Genomic DNA, 22781 nt, shown 5'->3' with positions numbered 1-22781 from the left:
TAAAACCATTTATTGAACTGATATATCGTCATGATCTAACACTCCTTCGAGTTATTAAATGCGTATGTAATTATTTTTTTAATTGTTCTTTTATTACAGACATCAATTCAGTGCCTCCATTTTCTAAGAGTTCCTTGGCACAATTTAATCCTAATTTTTTCCATTCTGAAACCTCAAAAGAACGCTCTATCGCTATTTTTTGTTGACCATCTATTGAAAACAAAGCTCCTTTAAAATGGATTTGATCTGTTTTTTCATTATAAGTTGCCAAAGCACCAATAGGAGCGGTACATCCTCCTTCTAAAGTACGTAAGAATTGGCGTTCTATATAGGTACAAATTTCAGTTTCTATATGATTCAATTCAGATAAAGCTTCTAGTGCAAATGTATCTTCTGCCATAGCCACGACCATCATAGCTCCTTGTGCAGGTGCAGGAATCATCCAATCTAAAGAAAGGGTGGTTTCTGGTTTTAAATTTAAACGTTCTAAGCCCGCAGATGCAAAAATAGCTCCCCCCCAATCATTATCTTTTAATTTTTGAAGGCGGGTATTTACATTTCCTCTTAAGTCGACTGTTTTATGTTGTGGGTATTTGTGTAACCATTGGGCTTGACGACGTAAACTTCCTGTGGCAATTGTGGTGGTGGTATTTAAGAAATCAGTAGTTCCTTTATGAACTAAAATATCTACTGAGTTGGCCCTTTCTAAAACGGCAGCTTGTACGATGCCTTGCGGTAAAGCGGTTGGCACATCTTTCATAGAATGTACTGCAATATCGACTTGACCAGAAATCATGGCGGCATCTAGGGTTTTAGTGAATATACCTGTAATGCCCAACTCATACAAAGGCTTGTCAAGGATGATATCCCCTTGTGATTTTACTGCTACAATTTCTGTTTGATATCCTAAATCATTTAATTGTTTTTTTACAGTGTGCGCTTGCCAAAGTGCTAATTCACTATCACGAGTTCCGATTTTTATTTTCTTTTCCTTCATTCTTGTTATCTCATTAAGGAATTAATTTTTAATTCTTTAATTCTATGAAAAATATGTTTGTCAACTTAATTAATTCCTTTGTGATGTTGGTTGTTTAGAAATTAATAAGAAGATCTAGCGATCTTGTTACTATTTTCAAAATATATAGGTAATTTGGGTTCATGATTTTATATGTTATAATGTTTCTAACCACATTTTTAAAAATTTAAATAAAGAACGAATTACCTTTTTGTTTTACGATTCGTTTCTGCCTTTTTCTTTATGATTGTTTTGATAGATATTTCATAAAGGGGAGATTTGTTTTTTATAAGTGGGTATGTCAATTGAATAATTTTGTAACATATACGAACCCTTTTCTTATAAAACAATTCCTCAAATGATTATCCATTTAATTGAAAAACTTTTTGAATCCAATCTACACTTTCATCCACTGAAGTGTTTTCATCTTTCAAATGATTGGCAAAATGATTCGTTATTTTTTGAATAATTCGGTTGCTTATAATTTCGGCTTGTTCTTCATCAAAATTAGACATTTTTTTTCGTTGGTATGCCATTTCTAATTCTTTGATGGACTGTAGTTTTGCTTTTAGTGCGTGTATAGTTGGGGCATATTTCCGACCTTTTGTCCAGGTTATAAATTCGTCTTGAATTTCTTCAATTATAGCTTCTGCTTGCGGGATAAATTTTTTGCGATTTTCTAGTGTTTCATCTGTCATTTGTGACAAGTGATCCATGTGAATCAGTCTTACGCCTTCTATATCTTGAACGTTTTCGTTCACGTTTTTAGGAATCGATAGATCTAAAATTAGTAAAGGTTTTTTAAGATTTAAAATGGTTTTATCAACCGTTGGGTTTTGTGCTCCAGTGGCAACAACCAAAACATCTGCTTTTTGGATTTCTTCTTGTAAATCAGCATAGTCTTTTACAATTAAATCTAATTTTTTAGCCAATTTTTCAGCTTTATCTTTCGTGCGGTTGATTAGGGTAATATGATCGTGTTTGCTATGTTTTACTAAGTTTTCACAAGTGTTACGACCAATTTTTCCTGTACCAAAGAGTAGAATGTTTTTATCCGAAATATCTGGGACTGTTTTAAAAATATACTGAACAGAGGCAAAAGAAACCGAAGTGGCTCCGGATGATATTTCCGTTTCGTTTTTTACACGTTTACTGGCCTGAATAACTGAGTTTACTAGACGCTCCATATAGGCGTTAGCTATTTCATGTTCTTTAGATAAAATAAAAGCGTTTTTTATTTGTGAAATAATCTCAAAATCCCCTAAAATTTGACTATCTAGTCCAGTTCCTACTCGGAATAGATGATTGATTGCTTCTTTGTTTTTGTAGACGTAGGCTACTTTTTGAAAGTCTTCAACGGTACCTTGACTGTTTTCGCAAAGTAATTTAATTAATTGAAAGGGGTGTTGTGCAAACCCATATATTTCAGTTCGGTTACATGTGGAAGTAACGATCAAACTTTCTAAACCATCTTCTTTGGCTTGTTGGATCAATTTGGTTTTAGCTGGTTCATCTAAACTAAATTTTCCTCGCATTTCAGCATCTGCTTTTAAATAGCTTAAACCAATTGCGTAAAAAGTGGCAGATTTTGAGGGAATATTCTGTGTCATTAAAATCCTAATCAAATTTTCTACAAACAAAAGTATTTAGTTTTGTTTTTCCAAAATAACGCTATAAGTACTTTTTGTATCGCTATAAGTTATTTTGATAGTTGATTTGAATTTTTAGGGATATTTATTCTATTTTTGTTCTATAATAGGCTCTTTAGAACTTTATTATATAGAATTATTCTAAATAATAAACCTAATTTAGGGGAACCGCCTACGTAAAAAAATGTCGCTATGGGTGCTACCGAGGAAATAAAAATGGATGACGAATTTGTTTTGTTAAGATTTCAAAATGATACAGAAGAAGTTATAAAATATGAACGACCAGTAAAGACAGGTTTGATTCAGTTTCATTTTGGTTTAAAAGGAAAAGGCAGATTTATTTTTAATAATGGTAGTTATACAATAGGACTAGAAGGAGAAAAATCTCTTTTGTTTTATAATCCTGAAAAAGAACTTCCTTTACACCTAGATATAGAACCTAAAACGTGGATTATTTCTATATTGATTTCTATTAAAAAATTTCATGGATTATTTACTACTGATGCAGATCATATCCCTTTTTTGAGTGAAGAAAATCGCGATAGAAAATATTATGGCGAAGAAAATATTACACCTTCTATAGCCATTGTTCTCAACCAAATGTTTCATTATAATCTAAACCCAACAATTAAAAATTTATATTACAAAGGAAAAGGATATGAATTACTAAGTTTGTTTTTTAATAAAAATGAAGATCCTGATATCGAACAATGCCCTTTTTTGATAGATGAAGAAAATGTAAAAAAACTAAAAAAAGCAAAAGAAATTATTATTGCCAATATGTCAGAACCACCAGGTTTAGAAGAATTAGCGGATCAAGTTGGCCTAAACCTAAAAAAGTTAAAAACAGGGTTTAAACAAATTTATGGGGAAACAGTTTATGGATTTTTGTTTGATTATAAGATGCAATACGCTAGAAACTTGCTAGATAGCGGATCCTATAATGTAAACGAAGTAGGATTAAGAATTGGCTATAGTACCGCCAGTCATTTTATTGCGGCATTTAAAAAGAAATTTGGCACGACGCCTAAAAAATATTTATTAGAAAAAGTAAATTAAAAATAGATCAAAAAATGAAAGATAGAAGATACAACATAATTTTATCTTAAAACTATCTTTAGGTTTTGTAAGTCTCAAAAAAACATAAAAATGAAAGGAGTATTATTAGTTAATTTAGGCTCACCTGACAGTACAGAGGTAAAAGATGTAAAAAAATATTTAGACCAATTTTTAATGGATGAACGTGTAATAGATCTTCCTTATTTATTAAGAGCCTTTTTGGTAAAAGGAATCATACTCAATACGCGACCTAAAAAATCGGCAGCAGCTTATAAAAAAATTTGGTGGGAAGAAGGATCTCCTTTAATTGTTCTAACTCAACGATTACAAAAGAAAGTACAACAATTAGTTGATTTTCCAGTAGAAATTGCTATGCGTTATGGTAATCCTAGTATAGAACTTGGATTACAACAGTTGTATGATAAGGGAGTAACGGAAGTACTACTTTTGCCTTTATATCCACAATTTGCTATGGCAACCACAGAAACTATTTTGGTCTTAGCGGAAGAAATTCGCAAAAAGAAATTTCCTTCTATGACTTTTAAAACGGTTCCCGCTTTTTATAAACGAGAACGTTATATCGCTAATTTAGGAACTTCAATAAAGGAGGCTTTGGCTGGCTTTGAAGCTAATCATATTTTGTTTTCCTACCATGGTGTACCAGAGCGACATATAAAAAAATCAGATATTACTAAATCACATTGTGCAATCGATGGAAAATGTTGTGCAACACCCTCTCCTGCACATGAATTTTGTTACCGCCATCAATGCTATGAAACCACTAGACAAGTAGCTGAATTATTACAATTAGAAGAAGGAAGTTACAGCACTTCGTTCCAATCTCGTTTAGGACGTGATCCTTGGTTACAGCCTTATACTGATGCCACAATTGATGGATTAGCTCAAAGAGGAATTAAAAATTTAGCTGTTGTAACACCTGCTTTTGTTTCAGATTGTTTAGAAACTTTGGAAGAAATAGGTATGGAGGCTGCTCATAGTTTTAAAGAAAATGGAGGAGAAAACTTTTTAACAGTAGCTTGTTTAAATGATCGTGATGATTGGGCACAAACTATAGCAGGTTGGATAAAGAATTGGAATTAATGGAACTTTATAACTACATAAAATCATTACATCTTATTTTTGTAATCACTTGGTTTGCAGGATTGTTTTATATTGTACGGCTTTTTGTATACCACGCTGAGGCTAAGGAAAAACCAGAACCAGAGCAAAGTATTCTAATTAAGCAGTACCAATTGATGCAATACCGTTTATGGTACATCATAACTTGGCCAAGTGCCGTATTAGCTAGTATTTTTGCTTTTTGGATGCTACTCTTTACTGATACAGGTAATCTATGGCTTACACAATCATGGATGCATATTAAGTTAACTTTTGTATTTCTTTTGTATTTGTATCATTTAAAATGCCATCAAATTTTTAATCAATTGCAAAAAAATGAAGTTAAAAAGAGTTCTACTTTTTTTCGATTATGGAATGAAGGAGCCACTATTATTTTATTTGCAGTTGTTTTTTTAGTAATTTTAAAAAATGCCATCAATTGGATATTTGGTGTAATAGGTATAATCCTTTTTTCTATACTTTTAATGCTAGGCTATAAGTTTTATAAAAACATACGAGAAAAAAAATAATGATAAACATTTTTCTTTGGGGTAAAAATCTTTCCTTACGATCAAGAATTTTCCTCGCGCTTATATTCATAACACTAATATCTTCAATATTAATTGCATTAGTGTCAATACTTCATTTTCAATATGAAAGTCAAGAATATCATAAGGAACGTTTACTAAGGAAAGAAGAACAAATCAAACAACATATTGAGTATGTTTTAGAAACGACCCCTCATCCTCTAATAACAGCTAATCTAGCCTCTATTTTTAAAGAAAAAATATTTGAAATAGCCGATATTCATAATTTAGAAATAGATATTTATGACTTACAAGGACGTATGCTTATTAATTCAAGAGCACCTGTAATAAAAGGACAAATTACTATTAATATATCAGATAATTTATTAGAAAAAATTAAGTACGCTGATAAAAATAGATTTATAGGCGAAGGAGAAGCTAGAGGAGATGTGTATAATTTTTCTTATAGCTATTTAATGGATCATATAGAAAAGAAACCCATAGGTATTATACGACTCCCTTACAAACAAGATGATAGCTATTACAAACAAGAAATAGAAAACTTTTTAGCCATATTTGGAAGTGTATATTTAGGAATGTTTTCATTAGCTATTTGGTTGGCTTTTTATCTGTCAAGATATATTACTAAATCCCTTGAAACGATTTCTCGTAGACTGACCGAAACCAGTCTGACCGAAAAAAATAAAAAAATAGATTTAGTAACACACAGTTCCGAAATAGATAAACTTATTCAGTCTTATAATAAGATGATAGATGAGTTGGAAGAAAGCGCTAATAAATTAGCACAAAGTGAACGCGAAGGAGCTTGGAGAGAGATGGCCAAGCAGGTAGCTCATGAAATAAAAAACCCTTTGACTCCTATGCGATTAACGGTTCAGAGTTTTGAAATGCGTTTTAACCCTCAAGACCCCAATATTAGACAAAAAGTAGTTGATTTTTCTAAAACACTTATCCAACAAATAGATACAATGAGTGCTGTTGCCAGTGCTTTTTCTAATTTTGCATCTATGCCCGCTCAACAAAACGAAACATTAAATGTGGTAGATGTGGTAAGTATGGCATTAGATATTTTTAATGAAAATTATATAGAATATTATTCTAGTACGGATGAAATCATTACCAAAATAGATAGAACTCAACTTATTCGTATTATTACTAATTTGGTAAAAAATGCTATACAGGCTATACCCGAAGAACAAATCAATAAGAAAGTTCTAGTATCTGTAAAAAAAGAAGAAAACAATACCATTATTAGTGTATGTGATAATGGAAAGGGAATAGCAATTCAAGATTTTGAGCGTATATTTGAACCCAAATTTACCACAAAAACTAGTGGAATGGGACTAGGACTAGCGATTATCAAAAATATAATTGAAAATTACCAAGGAAAGATTACTTTTGAATCTAAATTAACTAAAGGAACTACTTTTAAAGTAATATTACCTATTATAAATAAATAGCAACATGGAATTAAAAAATATTTTAGTTGAGCACGAAAAATTTACAGCTACTATAAGAATTAATCGACCAGAAAAATTAAACGCATTAAATTCTGAAACAATAAAAGAATTGCATTATTGGTTGAAAGAATTAGAAGCCAATGAAAACATTAGAACTATTATCCTTACAGGGAATGGCGAAAAAGCTTTTGTGGCAGGTGCAGATATATCTGAATTTGCTCATTTTTCTGAGCAAGAAGGAGCTGAATTAGCTAGAAAAGGACAAGAACTACTTTTTAATTTCATAGAAAACATGAAAACCCCAGTAATTGCTGCGGTAAACGGATTTGCATTAGGTGGGGGGTTAGAACTTGCTATGTCTTGTCATTTTCGCGTTGCTTCTGAAAATGCAAAAATGGGATTACCTGAAACCTCATTAGGTGTTATCCCAGGTTATGGAGGTACACAACGTTTGACACAATTAGTAGGTAAAGGACGTGCTATGGAAATGATTATGACAGCAGGTATGATAGATGCTAACACCGCAAAAGAATTTGGATTAGTAAATCATGTTGTGTCTCAAGAAGAGTTGTTTGCTACTTATATGACTATAGCGGATAAAATACAACGTAACTCTCCCGTTGCTATAGGTAAAGCTATTGAAGCTGTAAATGCAAACTACAAAGATGGTATAAACGGTTTTGAGACGGAAATTAAAAAGTTTGGAGAATGTTTTGCTACTGCTGATTTTAAAGAAGGAACAACAGCATTCTTAGAGAAACGCAAAGCTGTTTTTGAAGGAAAATAATACTATTTGAACTAAAAATATACTGGGTTAAAAAGTAAAGTTCTCGATACGTTTTTTCCATTTCATTTCAAAAATAACTCGAACTGACGGTTGAGTATATAATCGAAATCATCGTCAGATCGAGTGCAAAGCGTATCGAGAGCTAATGCTAATTTTTGTTGCTTTTGTAGGTGTACTATTTTTAAAAGGAAAACTAAAAATTTGAATGGTACTATATTAATTTTGGCTTAATTCTAAATATGTGGTGTCTAAAAAAAGTAGTAGCTTAACATTTAGTTTGTTCATTCCGATCTTTTTTTAGACACCTACTTTTAAAAAGCGATTCTAAAAGGTTGTAATCTTACTATTTAGCTTTGCTAGTTTAATTAAAGTTAGAATCGACCAATGGAGGTCTTTCTTAGGGTTAAACAGAAAAATTAAACTTTTAGACCCTATGCTTTTCGCTTTCATTATTTTATTCCTTCGCACTCATCATAAAACTGTTCTAAAAATTGTTCCATAAACAAGTGGCGTTGTAAGGCAATTCGTTTTCCCGCTGTTGTGTTCATCTTGTCTTTTAAGCGTAATAATTTCTCGTAAAAATGATTAATGGTAGGCGATGTGGTATTTTTGTATTCTTCCTTACTCATTGTTAAATTAGGGATAATCGCGGGGTCATAGAGTTTTCTGTTTTTAAATCCACCATAATTAAAGGCTCGGGCAATTCCTATGGCACCAATGGCATCTAAACGATCGGCATCCTGAACAATAGCAAGTTCTTTAGAATGAAAGGCAGCTGCAAAATTACCCCCTTTAAAAGAGATGTTTTCTATAATTTTTACTACATGATCAATAATGGTTTGATCAATATTTTGTGATGTAAGAAAATCAGACGCTGTTTTGGGACCAATAGTTTCATCACCATTATAAAATTTACTATCGGCTATATCATGCAATAAAGCTGCTAGGTAAACTACAGTTTCGTTACATTCTTCTTCTTTAGCTATTTGTCGGGCGTTTTTATATACTCGTTCTATATGAAACCAATCATGTCCTCCTTCAGCTTCTTCTAATTGCTTTTTTACAAACTCAATTGTTTTTTGTATAATTTCCATAGGTTATATCTTTAAAAAAGGGCTGTCTTAAAATAAGTTTAATTGTCATGTTTTTTAGAAATATAGGAAGTAGATTAGAGATATTAATTACCTATCCTTCCTTATATTTTAGTATGAAATACGTTTTTGTTTTTACTTTTGAGACAGCCTCTTTGAATTTATCTTGGTTTCTATTTTTAAACTATTAAAGCAGGTTGTACCCATTTAAATAATTTTTCTTCCGCAGGAGTAACTATTCTTTCTGCTAATCGAGTCATTCTTGCAGGAAGTTTCATTAGATAATCACGTGCTTTTTCTGCCTCATCTGTAAGATGGGTGATTTTGTCTATTTCCCACTTTTGAATTAATTTTTCCATGATATCAATATAATCTGTAGCAGTATAAACACCTATTCGTTGAGCTGATTCAGAAAATTTTTCAAATGCAGTTCCTATAGCTTCTCCCGATTCGCGAATAAGGTTGGCGGGCATAGTAATTTTTTGTTTCATCATATATTGAAAAGCCAACATCATTTGGCTAGGATCTACTTGAAAAATTCGGTTAACAAATTCACTATATGCCAAATGGTGGCGCATTTCATCGCCTGCAATTAAATTACATAGCTTAGCTAATTTTTTATCACCAAATTGTTTGGCTAATTTAGATACTCTCATGTGTGAGATATAAGTAGCTAATTCCTGAAAACTTGTAAATACAAAATTTTTATAAGGATCACGATCAGTACCCGGATCAAATCCGTCGTTTATTAGATGTTGAGTGGTTATTTCTACTTCTCGCATATTTACACGTCCTGATAGATATAAATATTTATTAAGTAGATCACCATGACGATTTTCTTCGCCAGTCCATTGACGAATCCATTTAGCCCAGCCGTTATCGCCCGTAGATCCTTTTTGTTGAATACCTTCAATATCTAACAACCATGATTCATAGGTTGGTAGGGCTTCTTCTGTAATTGTGTCGCCTACTAGAACTACCCAAAAATCATAAGGTAAATCTTTTGCTATTTCTCTAAGCTCTGTGACTTCTTCTATGAAGTTTTCTGCTTCAGAGTTAGGTAATAAATCACTTGGTTGCCAGATTTTTTCTACAGGAAGTAGGTAATTTTCTACAAAAGAATCCAAACTCTTTTCTAGATACTGCATGACTTCCAAGCGAATATTATTTAATTTTTCCATAAGACTAGTATAATTATTTTATATGTTCTTTGATTATAGTTTCAGTTTTTTTGAATATATCATCAAAACTATAATCAGATATTTTTAGAGGAGGGTGAATTATATGTTCAATATTACTGCCTAATCCTAAAGGGAATTGACCATAACGTGTCATTTTCCATGAGTTATTTATTGTTACGGGCAAAAAATAAGCATCGGGTGCAAATTTATAAAGCATTTTTAAACCATTTATAGAAAAAGGTTTGGGTACTCCCGTTTTGCTCCTTGTGCCTTCTGGAAATATGACTACAGAGTAATTATTTTGATTAATATATTCAGCTACTCTTTTTATTTCTGGTAAGGCCTGTTTTGGGTCTTTTCGGTCGATTAAAGCGGAACCACCATGACGTAAATTAAAGGAAACACTTGGTATTTTTTTTCCTAGTTCTTTTTTGCTAATGAATTTAGGATGGTATTTGCGTAAAAACCAGATAAAAGGGGGGATATCATATAGACTTTGATGGTTAGCTACAATAATCAGGGGTTTGTTTTTGGGGATATTTTCAATTCCCTTTATTTTGTAAGTTGTTCCTAAAACATGGGTGGTTCTAACTAAAAAAGCATTTAAAATTGCTACACTGATTCGATGGGTATTATATCCAAAAAATTTTAAGCAAAACCATTGTATAGGGTGGAAAAGAAGTAGCCAAAGAAAAAACAATATTCCAAATAAAATAGACAATGGGTACGAAATAAGTTTTAGCATATCTTAGTTTAATTTGATCAAAAAATAATAAATGTCATCTAGAAAAAAGATATCTAGGTGACATTTATAAAAATAAGCTTGTATAATTCTTAGCAAAATTCGCTATAAGCATCTTTTAAATTTTCAGCAATAATTTCTGCTGGGCGTCCTTCTATATGATGACGTTCTAACATGTGTACTAACTCACCGTCTTTAAATAATGCCATGGCTGGTGAAGAAGGAGGGAAAGGAAACATTTGTTCACGAGCAGCATCTACAGCTTCTTTATCAACACCTGCAAAAACAGTAATTAATTGGTTCGGTTTTTTTTCACCGGATAAACTCATTATAGCGCCTGGACGAGCATTACGAGCCGCACAACCACAAACTGAATTTACCACAACAAGGGTAGTACCAGTAGCTGTAATTGCATTTTTTACATCGTCTGCTGTATATAAATTTTGAAAACCTTTGCTAGTTAATTCTTCGCGCATTGGCTTTACCATTTCTTCTGGATACATATTCTTTATATGTTAAAGTTATTCTTTTGCAAAGTTACAAACTTTTCTATTGTAACCTTTTTATTTAATATGATTTTAATAGTTCTTATAATCCTTTAATCCAAGATTGAGGATTTAATTTTGTTGTATTTTGATAAATATAAAATTTTAAGACTGCTTTATTTGTAAAACTATTGAAATGAATGCTTCCTAAAGTTTGTTTGGTGCTTACTTTTTGCCCTTTACTGACATTTACTCCACTAAGATTAGAATAAGAAGTGATATAGTCACCGTGTCTGATAACTACAGTTGCAGTACCGTTAGCAGCCATTTGTACGTCACTTACTTCGCCTCCAAAAACGGCACGAGCTTGAGCACCTCTTTCGGAAGAAATTTCAATTCCGCTACTTTCAATCATGATAGAAGGTTCTAAGGGGTGGGGCTGACGACCAAAGCGTTTGGTTAAAGCTCCTTTTTCTACAGGCCATGGTAATCGACCACGATTTGATCGAAAATCATTAGCTAATTCTTTAGCTTCAGGTGTTAATACAAAAGTGGTTGTATTAGTTGTATTACCCGCTTTTTTGTTGGCTGCAGCAATTGCTTCACGAATTAAGCGATCTATCTGACGTTCAATGGCGCGAGATTCTTTTTGTTTTTTATGAATTTCAGCAATAATTTTCTTTTTATCTTTCTTAATGCTATTTAATAATCGTTCTTGTTCTAAACGTTCTAGTTCAAGATCTTTTTTTTCTTTTTCGCTTAGGGCTATTAATTTTTCTTTTTGTTTTTTTTGCGTACCTAATTTAGCGTTATAGCTTTCCAGATCTTTTGTTTTGCTTTTTATTTCTTCGCCCTGCATTTTTCGGAAGCTAGAATATTGCTTCATATATTCCCCTCTTTTATAGGCTTGTAAAAAATTATCGGCAGATAAAATGAACATAGCCCTGCTTTGTTCTGAACGACTTTTATATGATTTTTCAATCATTTCAGCATAATCTTCTTTTAGGATTTGTAAATCCTTTTTTAATTGATTTACTTTTAATTGATTGATATACATACTGTTTCCTAATACTTTTTTTTGTTTTTCTGTAGTACGAATCAGTTTAAGTTGTAAGTCTATTTTTTCCTTTTGTTGGGCTACAATTTTAGTTACATCTTTTTCTTTTCTTTTTTGCTCACCCAATAGGCGTTCTTTTTGACGGATTTCTTCTTGAATTCTAGCTTTTTGTTCTTCTAATTTGCGTTGTCTATCTTCTTCTTGAGACCAGACCATGATGGTGTTAAGAATAAAAACAAAAGATAAGATATGTTTTAACATAATTGATTAATTCTTTTTAATTAATTTTTATGGCTTTATAACCTTCGGGTACACTGTACGGAAATGTTAGTTCTTCATTGTACGTAACAGATTCATTTTGTATTGTAATTTCTGTGGTTCTATTATCCTGAGTTGCAAAAATAACAAGTTCCATTGGTAAAATAGCTTCTGAAGCTAAATTATAATTGGTGTAATTAATCGTCATTTTTTGATCTGGGTCAATTTGTTTTATTTCTTGACTGTTTAACCAAAAAGAGTTGGGATCAAAGGAGTAAGATTTTATGAAATTACTGGGTGTTGTTTCCACTAATTTTATACTGTTTTCTTCCTTTGTCATGGTATATTTGTCTAAAGAAAGATCGTCAATGGTTTTTCCTAAGAGTAGGTTTTGAACTTTTTGAAAATTTAATTCAGTACCTAGCCAGTTACTTAATATTTTATAATCCCCATCAAAAAATTTCCCTCCAATTTTTTGATAATATTTTACAGAAGAAGGTGTTAATAGTACTTTGGCTATGGGATAGCCTAATATTTTAGCGGTTATAAGGATCATTTGATCTTTTTTGATACGAATGTCTGCTAGTATGCTAGAGGACTGTTTTTCATCTTTATACTGTATATCCGATTTTATATAGGCTGTTTTAAAATCTCTTTTTACGGCTTCGTGATTTGTTATAACATTTTTTACTGTTTCTGTAATAATTGGCATCTTGTTTTCTGGATGTACAACAAGATTTTGTTTGGTTTTACATGAAACGAATAGGAGTGCTACGCTTATTATACTTATAATCTTTTGGATCATTTTTTTGTGTTTTTAATAATCAATGCTTTTTTTTGGTATTCTTCTGCTTTTTTGGTATTGCCTAAAGCAATTGAAACGTCGCTTATTAAATTCAGAAAATTAATTTCTAATACAGGGTTTTCGATGATGTAATCGAAACCAATTTCTAAAAATTCGTTCGCTTTTTTATAATTTTTTAGCTCAAAATTTGCTTTTCCTGCAAAGTAATAAAATTCAGGTTGATTAGGGTATAGATCTAAATAATCTGTAGTAAGTTTTAACATTACTTGATAATCTTTTTTTTCTTCATAGCAAATAAGAGTACATAAAGCTGTTTCTAGATCGTTTTTTTGAAGGATAATAGATTTTTCAAAATTTTTAATAGCTAAATCCCATTGTTTTTTTTTAAAGTAAAATTTTCCGACTTCTTTATGTACATTAAATTCTGGATCTCCTTCAAAATAGGACATAGCTTTTGATAGTTGATTCTCAAAAATAGGATTTTTAGATACAAAAATTAAAAATTCATTAAACATTTTAATTTTAATTTTTTTATCTATTTTTCTGCTTTTCAAAACCGTTTCAAGTGTGTTAAAAGCTTCCGTTCCCTTTGTATCAGTAATATGATATTTAAACAGGAATACAGCAGCCCATTCTGAAGTAGGTAGGTTTTGTTTTAGTTTTTCAATTACTTGTCTTGCTTTTTCTTCTTGATTGGTTTCAGAATATTTAGTAATTAGAGAAAGATAATTTTCTTCGTTTAAAGGATTGGTTTCAATCGCTTTTTCTAAATCGGATTTGCTTCCAGCACTGATATTGGTTTGTCTGTTGATTTCTGCTCTGTATTGATTTCTTCTTTCTGTTTTGCCTTCGGATTCGTCTAATTCGTTGATTAGTATTAGAGCTTTATCAAACTGACGAGTGTACATGTACAAAGCCAGTAAATCTTCTTTGTATTTTTTGTCTAAAACAATGATTTTTTGAAGAACTGAAATTCCTTGATTATAATTCTTGGTGTTATAGTACACATCATATAAGTCAATCCAGTTCCATTTGTTTTTTGAGTCTAATTCTGTCGCTTTTATATAGGCTTCTTCAGCCGAAATATAATCTTTTTTAAAATAATAATTCTTACCTAATTCATGATAAATAACTGCATTATTAGGTTGGAGTTGTAAACATTTTTCCAACTCAATAAGTGCTTTGTCATAATTTTCAATTCCTTTTTGTTTTAGAGACTCATAGTAGGCCTCTTGAAAACTATCATCATCTGATACGATGTTTTCAGGATCTGTTTGAGCTAAAAAAGGATGTGTACTGGTTATGAATATAAAACAGGCCAGTTTGTATATTGTTTTATTCATATTTTTAAATTTTACGTACATTGATTAACATATAGTGTTGTTTTTTAATCATTCTAGATTATTTATTACAAAAAAGGGGGTGTTAATGTTGTTATAACAGTAAAATATCCAGTTTAAAAAGGTCTGTCCGAAAATTTAAAAAAACATCCGGACAGTTTCATTCTTTATTTATTCTAATGTAGAATAATCTCCTATGCTTATACTTTTGAAGTTTCCGTCAAAAGTAGCGTGATTACCAATCATAGCATTGTCTAGATCAGCATTACATAAATGTGTATGCGTTTGAACCAAACTGTTTTTAATGGTAACATTTGTTAAATGTGTAGATTTTCCTAGAGATACATTAGGCCCTACAGTTGAGTTTATTAAAACTACGTCTTCCCCTATAAAACAAGGAGGTATGATTGTAGAATTTTCAATACGAGCAGAATTAGCTACCATGTTTTCACCTTCTGCATGTAAAAAATTCAGCATTCTACTATTTGTTTCAACGGTTACATTTTTATTTCCACAATCCATCCATTCCTCTACTTTTCCAGGAACAAATTTCATTCCTTTGTCCATCATTTGTTTGATACCATCATTTATTTGGTATTCCCCACCGTGAATGATATTATTGTCTAAAACAGCTTGTAATTCATTTTTTAAGACAGCTATATCTTTAAAATAATAAATACCAATAACGGCTAGATCAGAAACAAAAGTAGAAGGCTTTTCTACTAATTCAATAATCTCATTTGATTCGTTCAGATTAATTACACCAAAGGCTTCTGGATTTTCTACTTGCTTTACCCAAATTACACTGTCAGCAGCCGTATCTAATGTGAAATCAGCTTTAAAAAGGGTATCAGCATACGCAATAACGGTAGGTCCTGAAAGGGATTCTTTGGCACACATGATAGCATGTCCTGTGCCTAATGCTTCATTTTGATAATAGATAGTTCCTTTAGCTCCCAAGTTTTGTGCTATAGCCACTAATTCCTCTTCTATTTTTTGACCAAAACTTTCATGAATAATAAAGGCAATTTCTTCGATATCTTGGTTGATTACTTTGGCAATGTCTTCTACTAAACGATGCACAATAGGCTTGCCAGCAATAGGAATTAATGGTTTAGGAACTGTTAGCGTATGCGGACGAAGGCGTGAGCCACGACCAGCCATAGGTACAATGATTTTCATAAGATTAGTCCCTTGTCCTTGTGGAAGGACTTGCTACAGGGAAAGTAGTTTTTAAAATTTATTTACTTTTTTATACTCATTTTTTTTGAATTAACCAGATTATTTTAGTCCAGTACTGCCAAAACCTCCTTCTCCTCTATTTGTGTCAGAGAGGGATTCTACAGGATGCCAAAAAATACGTTCATGTTTGGCAATTACTAATTGAGCAATACGCTCACCGTCTTCAATCTCGAAAAAATCATTTGATAAATTAACTAAAATGATACCTATCTCACCGCGATAATCAGCATCTATAGTACCAGGAGAATTTAAAACAGTAATTCCTTTTTTAAGAGCTAAACCACTTCTGGGTCTTATTTGTGCCTCGTAACCTTGTGGTAGTTCTATGAATAATCCCGTTTTAATCAAGACTCTTCCGAGCGGAGGTATTGTAATAGATTCTTCTAAATTAGCCCTTAAATCCATTCCTGCTGATAAATCAGTTTCATAATGCGGCAGGGCGTGTTTTGATTTATTTACAATTTTTATTTCCATATTGTGAATACACTATTTTAATAATAAGAGACTTATAAAAAACACGAAGTCTCATTTTAACTTATCTTCTTTTTATTATTCTTAAAAAAAACTCTTTTTCATTTTTGTAAATATAATATCCGAAAGCGATCAAGGCAAATATTCCAAAAATATAACTCTGACGTAGAAAAGGAATGTAAAAGGACATGGCAGATAATGTAATAGATACTCCTACATAGCTTGCAATTTTGTTTATTTCGTATGGAATAGGATATTGTTTTTGTCCTAAATAATAAGATATAAACATCATGCTTCCGTAAGCTATAATAGTTGCAACAGCCGAACCATAATAACTCATAATAGGTATTAACCAATAGTTGAATGTTAGTGTTAAAATAGCTCCTATAAGAGATATTATAGTTCCTATATATGTTTTATCAGTTAGTTTGTACCATACCGATAGATTTGTGTAAATTCCTAAAAAGAAATTGGCTAATACAATTAGGGGTACTACTTTTATAGCCACCCAATAAGTTGCATTAGGGACTAGTGGTTGTTTAAGAAGATCAATAAAAACAATCACAAAAAGCAAAATGAAAGAACCCGAAATAACAAAGTATTTCGTGATAGTAGCGTAGGTTTTTGGTGCATTTTCATTTTTAGCATGACTAAAAAAGAAGGGTTCTATGCCTAAGGAGTAAGCCGTACGAAATAAAACCATAAACATTCCTAATTTGTAACAAGCAGAATATGCTCCTATATCCGCTTTGGAAACATGTAGTTTTTCTAATAGAATTTTATCAAAATGTTCATTAATAGCAAATCCAATTCCCGCAAAAAGAATTGGTAAACCATATTGGATCATTTTAATCCATAGTTTTTTATCAAAAACACCTTCCCGTTTAATATAATGGTTAGATAGCATTACTAAAGTCAGTAAACTGGCAAGAACATTTGAAATAAAAATATATCCGACTTGAAAATGCTCAAAATAGAGTGTACTGATAGGGTTTTCTTTTGAAATTAAGGGGAGTATTAATAAGAAAAAAATATTTAAACCAAAGTTAATGATAACATTCGAAATTTTAATCACAGCATATTGCATTGATTTTTTTTCGGCACGTAATTTTGAAAAGGGAATAACGACCAAGGCATCTAAGACCAATATCCAAATGGTATAAGTAATATACTCCTTTTTGATATTGATAAAATGAGCTATACTTTCTCTAAAAATTAGTGAAAATGACAAAAATAAAATAGAAGACCAAAAAAGTGATGCTAATGATGTTTTGAAAACATTTTTTTTGTTTTCTTCTTGATTATAAAATCTAAAGAAAGCAGTTTCCATTCCATAGGATAGAACTACATTAAAAAAGATTAAATAAGCAAAAATAATAGATACATCAGCAAATTCCGCTTTTGGTAATTTTTTTACGTATAGAGGATTCAATAAAAAGCTAATCATACGAGGTAAGACTGTGGCTAAACCATAGATTAGTGTCTGCTTAAATAAACTTTTATAAATGCCCAAAACAGTTGTGTTATTTTAAACCCGCAAAAGTATTAATTTTTATCATTTTCATCTGTTCTTACAGAAGGATAAGCTAATATTTCTTTTTCTTTTATTTTTCTAATTTTAAAAAAGGATCGGTTTCCTTTATAAAAATATTCTAGAACAGCTTGTTTAGAAGAAATGACTTTAGTTATTTTTTCCTCTTGAGAAATCTCTTCATTTGGGTGGCAATTAATATTTTCTTTGAAGCTAAAGAAATACTCCTTTGGTGTTACTTTATTCGGGAGAGCCATTTTGTTTTGAAAATAAAGTTTACTTAATACAACCTCTTTTGGTAATTCTTTTTGAAAAATAATATAAAAGTCTGTGCCTGAACCGCCTCCTTTTATACCCGCTATCCAAGATTGACAATAGGATTCTTCTATATTAAAAGGGAGTTTTTTTGTTTTTTGAGAATACCCTAGAAAAGGAATGATAGACAGTATAAAAATATATATTATTTTCATTTTACAAAGCAGTTAAAAGGTTCAAATATTTTATTACTAAATGTATTTGTCAATTTTAGTGTAGGCTTTAAGTACGTACGGTTAAATGATTGAAAGCGTTTTCTTAACAAATATCTAAAACTTATCACAAATATCAAAAAATAGACCGAATAAGTTAATTAATTAGGGAAGGTGTGTTCTTTTTGTAAGAAAAAGAAGAAAATAATTTTACAAACTAATAATTAAAGTATCATTTAATAGGGATGTTGGTCTAGAATCATGAAATAGTTAATAAGTTCTTGATTTAAGAATGAAATTTGTCAGTTTTTAGTGGTTTTTAGTTTAAGTTAACCATATCTAACAAAGTTATTAAAAAGGATTAAAAGAATAATCGTAAAAGATTATTAGATTCTAGTAATTAATTTGTAAAAAAATAAACGTTTTAGATAAGGATAGGTGTAATAGAATTTTTAAATTTGCGATTGTTAAAAATTATAGTATGTTACAGATAGCAGTTATTAGAGAAAACCAAGAAGCGGTAATCAAATCTTTGGCAAAGAAAAACATAGATGCCAGATCCCTGATAGAAAAGGTGGTAGCTCTTGACGAAAAACGTCGTGCTACTCAAGTGGAGTTAGATAATGTATTGGCGGAATCTAATAAACTATCCAAAGAAATTGGGGCTATGATGAAAGCAGGTGAAAAAGCCAAAGCAGAAATCATTAAAGAAAAAACAACCCAATTACGTGATCAGAGTAAAGAATTAACCGAAACGCTAAACAGTATTGCTGAGGAGTTAACACAGCAATTATATCAACTACCCAATACACCTACAGAAATTGTTCCAGAAGGTAAAACAGCTGATGATAATCTAAATGTTTTTCAAGAAGGAGAAATTCCTACTTTGCATGAAGGAGCGCTTCCTCATTGGGAATTAGCTAAGAAATATGATATTATTGATTTTGAATTAGGGACTAAGATTACAGGTGCTGGTTTTCCCGTTTACAAAGGAAAAGGAGCCAAATTACAACGTGCTTTAATCAACTACTTTATCGATAAAAATACAGAAGCGGGATATAATGAAGTACAAGTGCCTCATTTAATTAATGAAGCATCGGGTTATGGAACAGGGCAGTTACCTGATAAAGAAGGACAAATGTACCATGTAGGAATTGACGATTTATATTTAATTCCAACGGCAGAAGTTCCAGTAACCAATTTATACCGTGATGTTATCTTACAAGAAACAGAAATGCCCGTAATGGTAACAGGTTATACTCCTTGTTTCCGCCGAGAAGCAGGTTCGTATGGAGCACATGTACGAGGGTTAAACCGTTTACACCAATTTGATAAAGTAGAGATTGTTCGTATTGAACACCCAGATAATTCTTATCAAGCTTTAGACGGAATGGTAGAACACGTAAAGGGAATTTTAAATGAGTTGAAATTACCGTACCGTATTTTGCGCTTATGTGGAGGTGATATGAGTTTTGCTTCAGCATTAACCTATGATTTTGAAGTATTTTCAACAGCACAAGAACGTTGGTTAGAAATATCTTCTGTATCTAATTTTGAAACCTTCCAATCAAACCGTTTGAAATTACGTTTTAAAGGAAAAGATGGAAAAACCCAATTAGCCCATACTCTAAATGGTAGCTCATTAGCCTTGCCTCGTGTATTAGCAGGAATTTTAGAAAATTATCAAACACCAGAAGGAATTATAATTCCAGAAGTATTAAGAAAATATACAGGTTTTGATATTATAGACTAAACTATATAGCAAATATTTATAATGTACTAAAGTGGCAAAATTATTGTAACTTTAGTACATTGTTTTTTAGATGAAATGAAGAAGATAATTCAAATACTATTGTTTTGGCCTTTTTTAGTCGTGGGTCAAGTATATACGGTTACGCCTCCTTCTGGAGGAAATCCGCAAGTAACGATGCCTCAAAATAATAATCCCAATGAATATTTGGCTCAAAATTATTTTGATCGAGGGGAATTTGACAAAGCTATAGTCATTTACGAAGAACTACTGAAAAGACAACCACATAATTATCCCTTTTTCCAAAAAGTAGTAATATGTTATCAACAATTAAAACAATTTGAAAAAGCAGATGTTTTAATACAAGAAAAACTTAAAAAAACAAAATATCCTAATTTATACGTAGAGTTAGGGTATAATTATCAGCTCCAAAAACAACAGGATTTAGCAGATAAGAATTATAAGATAGCAATTAATAAAATAAATGAAAACCCTAATAACGTGTATAGTATCGCACGCGAATTAGAGCAAAAAGTATTACTCGCACAAGCCGTAGAAGCTTATACATTGGCACAAAAATTAAATCCAGACGCTAATTTTGATTATCAAATAGCTTTGTTACAAGGGCAATTGGGTAATATTGACTTTATGATTGAATCATTGGTAGATTATGCTCATAAATTCCCTAATAATCTAGTATTAGTTCAAAATCAGCTTAATCGTTTTCTAACAGAAGATCATAGCAAAACCTTTGCAAATACATTACGAAAATCATTGTTGTTAAGAACACAGAAAAACCAAGATTTATTTTGGAATGAATTTATGAGTTGGTTTTTTATTAATCAAAAAGAATATAATAAAGCTTTTATACAAGAAAAAGCCATTTATCGCCGCAATCCCGAAAATTTCAACAACCTGTTTAACTTAGCACGATTAGCTTCACAAGAAAAAGAAACCGATACGGAACGTGAAATTTTAAATTTTGTGTTAGAATACGCTACTCACCCAGATGTGCAATTACAAGTTAATTATAGTTTATTAAAAATAGATATTCCTCGTGCTAAAAAAGAAGAATATCCATTCATATTAGAAAGACTTAATAAACTTTTGTCTGACTATGGAACGGGATCCAATACGATTAAAATTCAAATTTTAAAAGCACATTTTGAAGCTTTTTATTTAAAAGAATTTGAAGATGCTAAAACTTTATTATTTAAAGCACTACAATTGCCCTTGAGTCAATATGCCTTAGCAGATGTTAAATTAGAGTTAGCTGATATATTACTTTTAGATGAAAAATTTAATCAAGCTATTGTTTATTACGCACAGGTAGAAGCGGAATTAGAAAACGATGAAATAGCGCATGATGCGAATCTAAAGATGGCAAAAGCGAGTTATTATAAAGGTGATTTTCAATGGGCTAAAAAACAATTTGAAGTGCTAAAATCATCTACTTCTCAACTTATTGCAAATGATGCCATGAAGTTGTTTTTGCTTATATCCGATAATACAGTAGAAGACTCAACACAAGTAGCCTTAAAGAAATTTTCAAGAGCCGATTATTTAGCATATCAGAACAAACAAATAGAAGCGTTAGAAGATCTTAAGAAGATTTTAGTAGAACACAAAGGACAGAGTATTGAAGATGATGTTTTGCTAAAAATGGGAGAATTATATGAAAGCAAACAAGAATATTCAGAAGCACTAAATAGTTATCAACAGATTATTGATAACCATTCAGAGGAAATTTATATAGATGAAGCCTTGTTTTTTAGCGCCGAAATTTTTAGAAAACACCTTCAAAAACCAGATAAAGCAAAGGAACTCTATGAAAAAATTATTCTAAATCATCCCGATAGTATTTATTTTGTAGAATCACAACAGAATTACCGAAAGTTAAGGGGAGACGGTAATTTATAGAAGACTGGCTTTAACGACTTTTAGCTATCTTTGCATAAATAAACTTTTAGATTTTTAAACATATAATCCTAAAAAAAAAATAAAAATGATCATATATAATGTTACTGTAAATATTCACGAAAGTATTCATGACCAATGGTTCGATTGGATGCAAAATAAACATATTGCAGAGGTAATAGGAACAGGTAAATTTACATCAGCAAAAATGGTAAAAGTTTTAGTAGAAGAAGAACTGGGAGGAATAACGTATGCAGTACAATATTTTACCGATAGTAAAGAAACCTTACAACGTTATTACGAGGAAGACGCGCCAGCATTAAGAGAAGAAGGATTGCGTCTTTTTGGCGACAAGATGTTAGCTTTTAGAACTGAGTTAGAAATTATTTCAGAACATTAAGAATGATGCAAGTTGAGTTTCGAATAAGGAAAGGAATAGACAACAACGAGAAGCATTCTTAAAATTTTCAGGAGCTGGATACCTATTCATATTTATCGAATTATTGAAACAAATTAATGTTTTTCCTACGAAACATAAACCAGAAAAGTAGAATAATTTTATTATTGATTTTATAAAAAATGATAGAAATTGAGATAACGAAATTCAATAATTTATTGAGCTCCGTAATGATTGTAAAGTAAAAAGTTAATGGTAAGCAATCGAGCAGTAAAATATCCATCAAAACCAAAGACATTTTCCGTTAATGTTGATTTTTGGATAGAAACAACAGAAGAAAATTTCAAAAAAAGGTTACTGTCTTTAATGAAATTGAAAAATTTTGAAATGATGTTAAAATCAAAATATTT

The 22781-nt window shown here is 31.1% G+C and carries 21 protein-coding genes; 8 read left to right on the top strand and 13 right to left on the bottom strand.

The genetic code is table 11. The features are described from left to right. Positions 1–70 precede the first annotated feature (70 nt). Together hemC and hemA are read right to left on the bottom strand one after the other, a co-directional pair. Positions 71–997, bottom strand: a complete 927-nt coding sequence (gene hemC / locus HUE53_RS06735; protein ID WP_065212894.1) for a hydroxymethylbilane synthase — start codon at positions 995–997, stop codon at positions 71–73. 380 nt (positions 998–1377) lie between these two features. Next, a complete protein-coding gene (gene hemA, locus HUE53_RS06730; RefSeq protein ID WP_014165968.1) occupies positions 1378–2625 on the bottom strand; it encodes a glutamyl-tRNA reductase in 1248 nt (415 codons plus the stop codon). 231 nt (positions 2626–2856) lie between these two features. Between hemA and HUE53_RS06725 the strand changes: the two genes are divergently transcribed. The 5 genes from HUE53_RS06725 to HUE53_RS06705 all read left to right on the top strand — a co-directional run bounded on the left by HUE53_RS06725 (position 2857) and on the right by HUE53_RS06705 (position 7637). Next, entirely contained in the window at positions 2857–3723 is an 867-nt protein-coding gene (locus tag HUE53_RS06725) for a helix-turn-helix transcriptional regulator (RefSeq protein WP_014165969.1), read from the top strand. A gap of 90 nt (positions 3724–3813) precedes the next feature. Further along, positions 3814–4824 carry a ferrochelatase gene (hemH, locus tag HUE53_RS06720; protein WP_107317491.1) on the top strand — a complete coding sequence of 337 codons (1011 nt, stop codon included), beginning with the start codon at positions 3814–3816 and terminating at the stop codon, positions 4822–4824. Further along, positions 4824–5372: a CopD family protein gene (locus HUE53_RS06715; RefSeq protein WP_065213915.1), complete on the top strand. Its 549-nt coding sequence runs from the start codon at positions 4824–4826 to the stop codon at positions 5370–5372. The genes hemH and HUE53_RS06715 overlap by 1 nt, the downstream gene beginning before the upstream one ends. Continuing rightward, a complete protein-coding gene (locus HUE53_RS06710; RefSeq protein WP_041253244.1) occupies positions 5372–6850 on the top strand; it encodes a sensor histidine kinase in 1479 nt (492 codons plus the stop codon). Before HUE53_RS06715 ends, HUE53_RS06710 begins: the two co-directional genes overlap by 1 nt. 4 nt (positions 6851–6854) lie before the next feature. Then, positions 6855–7637 carry an enoyl-CoA hydratase/isomerase family protein gene (locus HUE53_RS06705; RefSeq protein ID WP_014165973.1) on the top strand — a complete coding sequence of 261 codons (783 nt, stop codon included), beginning with the start codon at positions 6855–6857 and terminating at the stop codon, positions 7635–7637. A gap of 449 nt (positions 7638–8086) precedes the next feature. Here the strand turns inward: HUE53_RS06705 and HUE53_RS06700 are convergent, their stop codons facing one another. The 11 genes from HUE53_RS06700 to HUE53_RS06650 all read right to left on the bottom strand — a co-directional run bounded on the left by HUE53_RS06700 (position 8087) and on the right by HUE53_RS06650 (position 18310). Next, the gene (locus HUE53_RS06700) at positions 8087–8731 is read right to left on the bottom strand and encodes an HD domain-containing protein (RefSeq protein WP_014165974.1); all 645 of its coding nucleotides are present in this window, start codon (positions 8729–8731) and stop codon (positions 8087–8089) included. A gap of 176 nt (positions 8732–8907) precedes the next feature. Continuing rightward, positions 8908–9909, bottom strand: coding sequence for an acyl-ACP desaturase (locus tag HUE53_RS06695; RefSeq protein ID WP_014165975.1), 1002 nt, complete (start codon positions 9907–9909; stop codon positions 8908–8910). Between the two features lie 13 nt (positions 9910–9922). Beyond that, entirely contained in the window at positions 9923–10654 is a 732-nt protein-coding gene (locus HUE53_RS06690; protein WP_014165976.1) for a lysophospholipid acyltransferase family protein, read from the bottom strand. An 89-nt stretch (positions 10655–10743) separates the two neighbouring features. Beyond that, on the bottom strand, positions 10744–11154 hold the full coding sequence (locus HUE53_RS06685; RefSeq protein ID WP_014165977.1) for a BrxA/BrxB family bacilliredoxin: 411 nt from the start codon (positions 11152–11154) through the stop codon (positions 10744–10746). An 85-nt stretch (positions 11155–11239) separates the two neighbouring features. Further along, positions 11240–12454, bottom strand: coding sequence for a murein hydrolase activator EnvC family protein (locus HUE53_RS06680; RefSeq protein WP_065212896.1), 1215 nt, complete (start codon positions 12452–12454; stop codon positions 11240–11242). Between the two features lie 16 nt (positions 12455–12470). Further along, positions 12471–13256, bottom strand: a complete 786-nt coding sequence (locus HUE53_RS06675) for a DUF4292 domain-containing protein (RefSeq protein WP_097609630.1) — start codon at positions 13254–13256, stop codon at positions 12471–12473. Continuing rightward, complete coding sequence (locus tag HUE53_RS06670) at positions 13253–14599, bottom strand: tetratricopeptide repeat protein (protein WP_077225841.1); 1347 nt, start codon at positions 14597–14599, stop codon at positions 13253–13255. The genes HUE53_RS06675 and HUE53_RS06670 overlap by 4 nt, the downstream gene beginning before the upstream one ends. 168 nt (positions 14600–14767) lie before the next feature. After that, entirely contained in the window at positions 14768–15778 is a 1011-nt protein-coding gene (locus HUE53_RS06665) for a sugar nucleotidyltransferase (RefSeq protein ID WP_097609629.1), read from the bottom strand. A gap of 99 nt (positions 15779–15877) precedes the next feature. Further along, positions 15878–16312, bottom strand: a complete 435-nt coding sequence (gene dut, locus HUE53_RS06660) for a dUTP diphosphatase (RefSeq protein WP_014165982.1) — start codon at positions 16310–16312, stop codon at positions 15878–15880. A 61-nt stretch (positions 16313–16373) separates the two neighbouring features. Then, positions 16374–17822: a lipopolysaccharide biosynthesis protein gene (locus HUE53_RS06655; protein ID WP_014165983.1), complete on the bottom strand. Its 1449-nt coding sequence runs from the start codon at positions 17820–17822 to the stop codon at positions 16374–16376. A 32-nt stretch (positions 17823–17854) separates the two neighbouring features. Beyond that, on the bottom strand, positions 17855–18310 hold the full coding sequence (locus tag HUE53_RS06650; protein ID WP_014165984.1) for a hypothetical protein: 456 nt from the start codon (positions 18308–18310) through the stop codon (positions 17855–17857). Between the two features lie 478 nt (positions 18311–18788). On the opposite strand from HUE53_RS06650, the gene serS reads away from it, so the two are divergent. The 3 genes from serS (at position 18789) to HUE53_RS06635 (ending at position 22374) form a co-directional block, all read left to right on the top strand. Next, positions 18789–20060: a serine--tRNA ligase gene (gene serS / locus HUE53_RS06645; RefSeq protein WP_014165985.1), complete on the top strand. Its 1272-nt coding sequence runs from the start codon at positions 18789–18791 to the stop codon at positions 20058–20060. 75 nt (positions 20061–20135) lie between these two features. Further along, on the top strand, positions 20136–21977 hold the full coding sequence (locus HUE53_RS06640; protein ID WP_077225803.1) for a tetratricopeptide repeat protein: 1842 nt from the start codon (positions 20136–20138) through the stop codon (positions 21975–21977). 85 nt (positions 21978–22062) lie between these two features. Further along, positions 22063–22374 (top strand): DUF4286 family protein, encoded by a 312-nt coding sequence (locus HUE53_RS06635; RefSeq protein ID WP_014165987.1) that lies wholly within the window; start codon positions 22063–22065, stop codon positions 22372–22374. The last annotated feature ends 407 nt before the right edge of the window (positions 22375–22781 follow it).

Source organism: Flavobacterium columnare (assembly GCF_014844295.1).
Classification (GTDB): Bacteria; Bacteroidota; Bacteroidia; order Flavobacteriales; family Flavobacteriaceae; genus Flavobacterium; species Flavobacterium columnare.
This window is presented reverse-complemented; position numbering and strand designations above follow the sequence as displayed.

Bases quoted from the DNA above. Each gene is read 5' to 3' on its own strand.
- hemC (WP_065212894.1), bottom strand. From the start codon at position 997: ATGAAGGAAAAGAAAATAAAAATCGGAACTCGTGATAGTGAATTAGCA.
- hemA (WP_014165968.1), bottom strand. From the start codon at position 2,625: ATGACACAGAATATTCCCTCAAAATCTGCCACTTTTTACGCAATTGGT.
- HUE53_RS06725 (WP_014165969.1), top strand. From the start codon at position 2,857: ATGGGTGCTACCGAGGAAATAAAAATGGATGACGAATTTGTTTTGTTA.
- hemH (WP_107317491.1), top strand. From the start codon at position 3,814: ATGAAAGGAGTATTATTAGTTAATTTAGGCTCACCTGACAGTACAGAG.
- HUE53_RS06715 (WP_065213915.1), top strand. From the start codon at position 4,824: ATGGAACTTTATAACTACATAAAATCATTACATCTTATTTTTGTAATC.
- HUE53_RS06710 (WP_041253244.1), top strand. From the start codon at position 5,372: ATGATAAACATTTTTCTTTGGGGTAAAAATCTTTCCTTACGATCAAGA.
- HUE53_RS06705 (WP_014165973.1), top strand. From the start codon at position 6,855: ATGGAATTAAAAAATATTTTAGTTGAGCACGAAAAATTTACAGCTACT.
- HUE53_RS06700 (WP_014165974.1), bottom strand. From the start codon at position 8,731: ATGGAAATTATACAAAAAACAATTGAGTTTGTAAAAAAGCAATTAGAA.
- HUE53_RS06695 (WP_014165975.1), bottom strand. From the start codon at position 9,909: ATGGAAAAATTAAATAATATTCGCTTGGAAGTCATGCAGTATCTAGAA.
- HUE53_RS06690 (WP_014165976.1), bottom strand. From the start codon at position 10,654: ATGCTAAAACTTATTTCGTACCCATTGTCTATTTTATTTGGAATATTG.
- HUE53_RS06685 (WP_014165977.1), bottom strand. From the start codon at position 11,154: ATGTATCCAGAAGAAATGGTAAAGCCAATGCGCGAAGAATTAACTAGC.
- HUE53_RS06680 (WP_065212896.1), bottom strand. From the start codon at position 12,454: ATGTTAAAACATATCTTATCTTTTGTTTTTATTCTTAACACCATCATG.
- HUE53_RS06675 (WP_097609630.1), bottom strand. From the start codon at position 13,256: ATGATCCAAAAGATTATAAGTATAATAAGCGTAGCACTCCTATTCGTT.
- HUE53_RS06670 (WP_077225841.1), bottom strand. From the start codon at position 14,599: ATGAATAAAACAATATACAAACTGGCCTGTTTTATATTCATAACCAGT.
- HUE53_RS06665 (WP_097609629.1), bottom strand. From the start codon at position 15,778: ATGAAAATCATTGTACCTATGGCTGGTCGTGGCTCACGCCTTCGTCCG.
- dut (WP_014165982.1), bottom strand. From the start codon at position 16,312: ATGGAAATAAAAATTGTAAATAAATCAAAACACGCCCTGCCGCATTAT.
- HUE53_RS06650 (WP_014165984.1), bottom strand. From the start codon at position 18,310: ATGAAAATAATATATATTTTTATACTGTCTATCATTCCTTTTCTAGGG.
- serS (WP_014165985.1), top strand. From the start codon at position 18,789: ATGTTACAGATAGCAGTTATTAGAGAAAACCAAGAAGCGGTAATCAAA.
- HUE53_RS06640 (WP_077225803.1), top strand. From the start codon at position 20,136: ATGAAGAAGATAATTCAAATACTATTGTTTTGGCCTTTTTTAGTCGTG.
- HUE53_RS06635 (WP_014165987.1), top strand. From the start codon at position 22,063: ATGATCATATATAATGTTACTGTAAATATTCACGAAAGTATTCATGAC.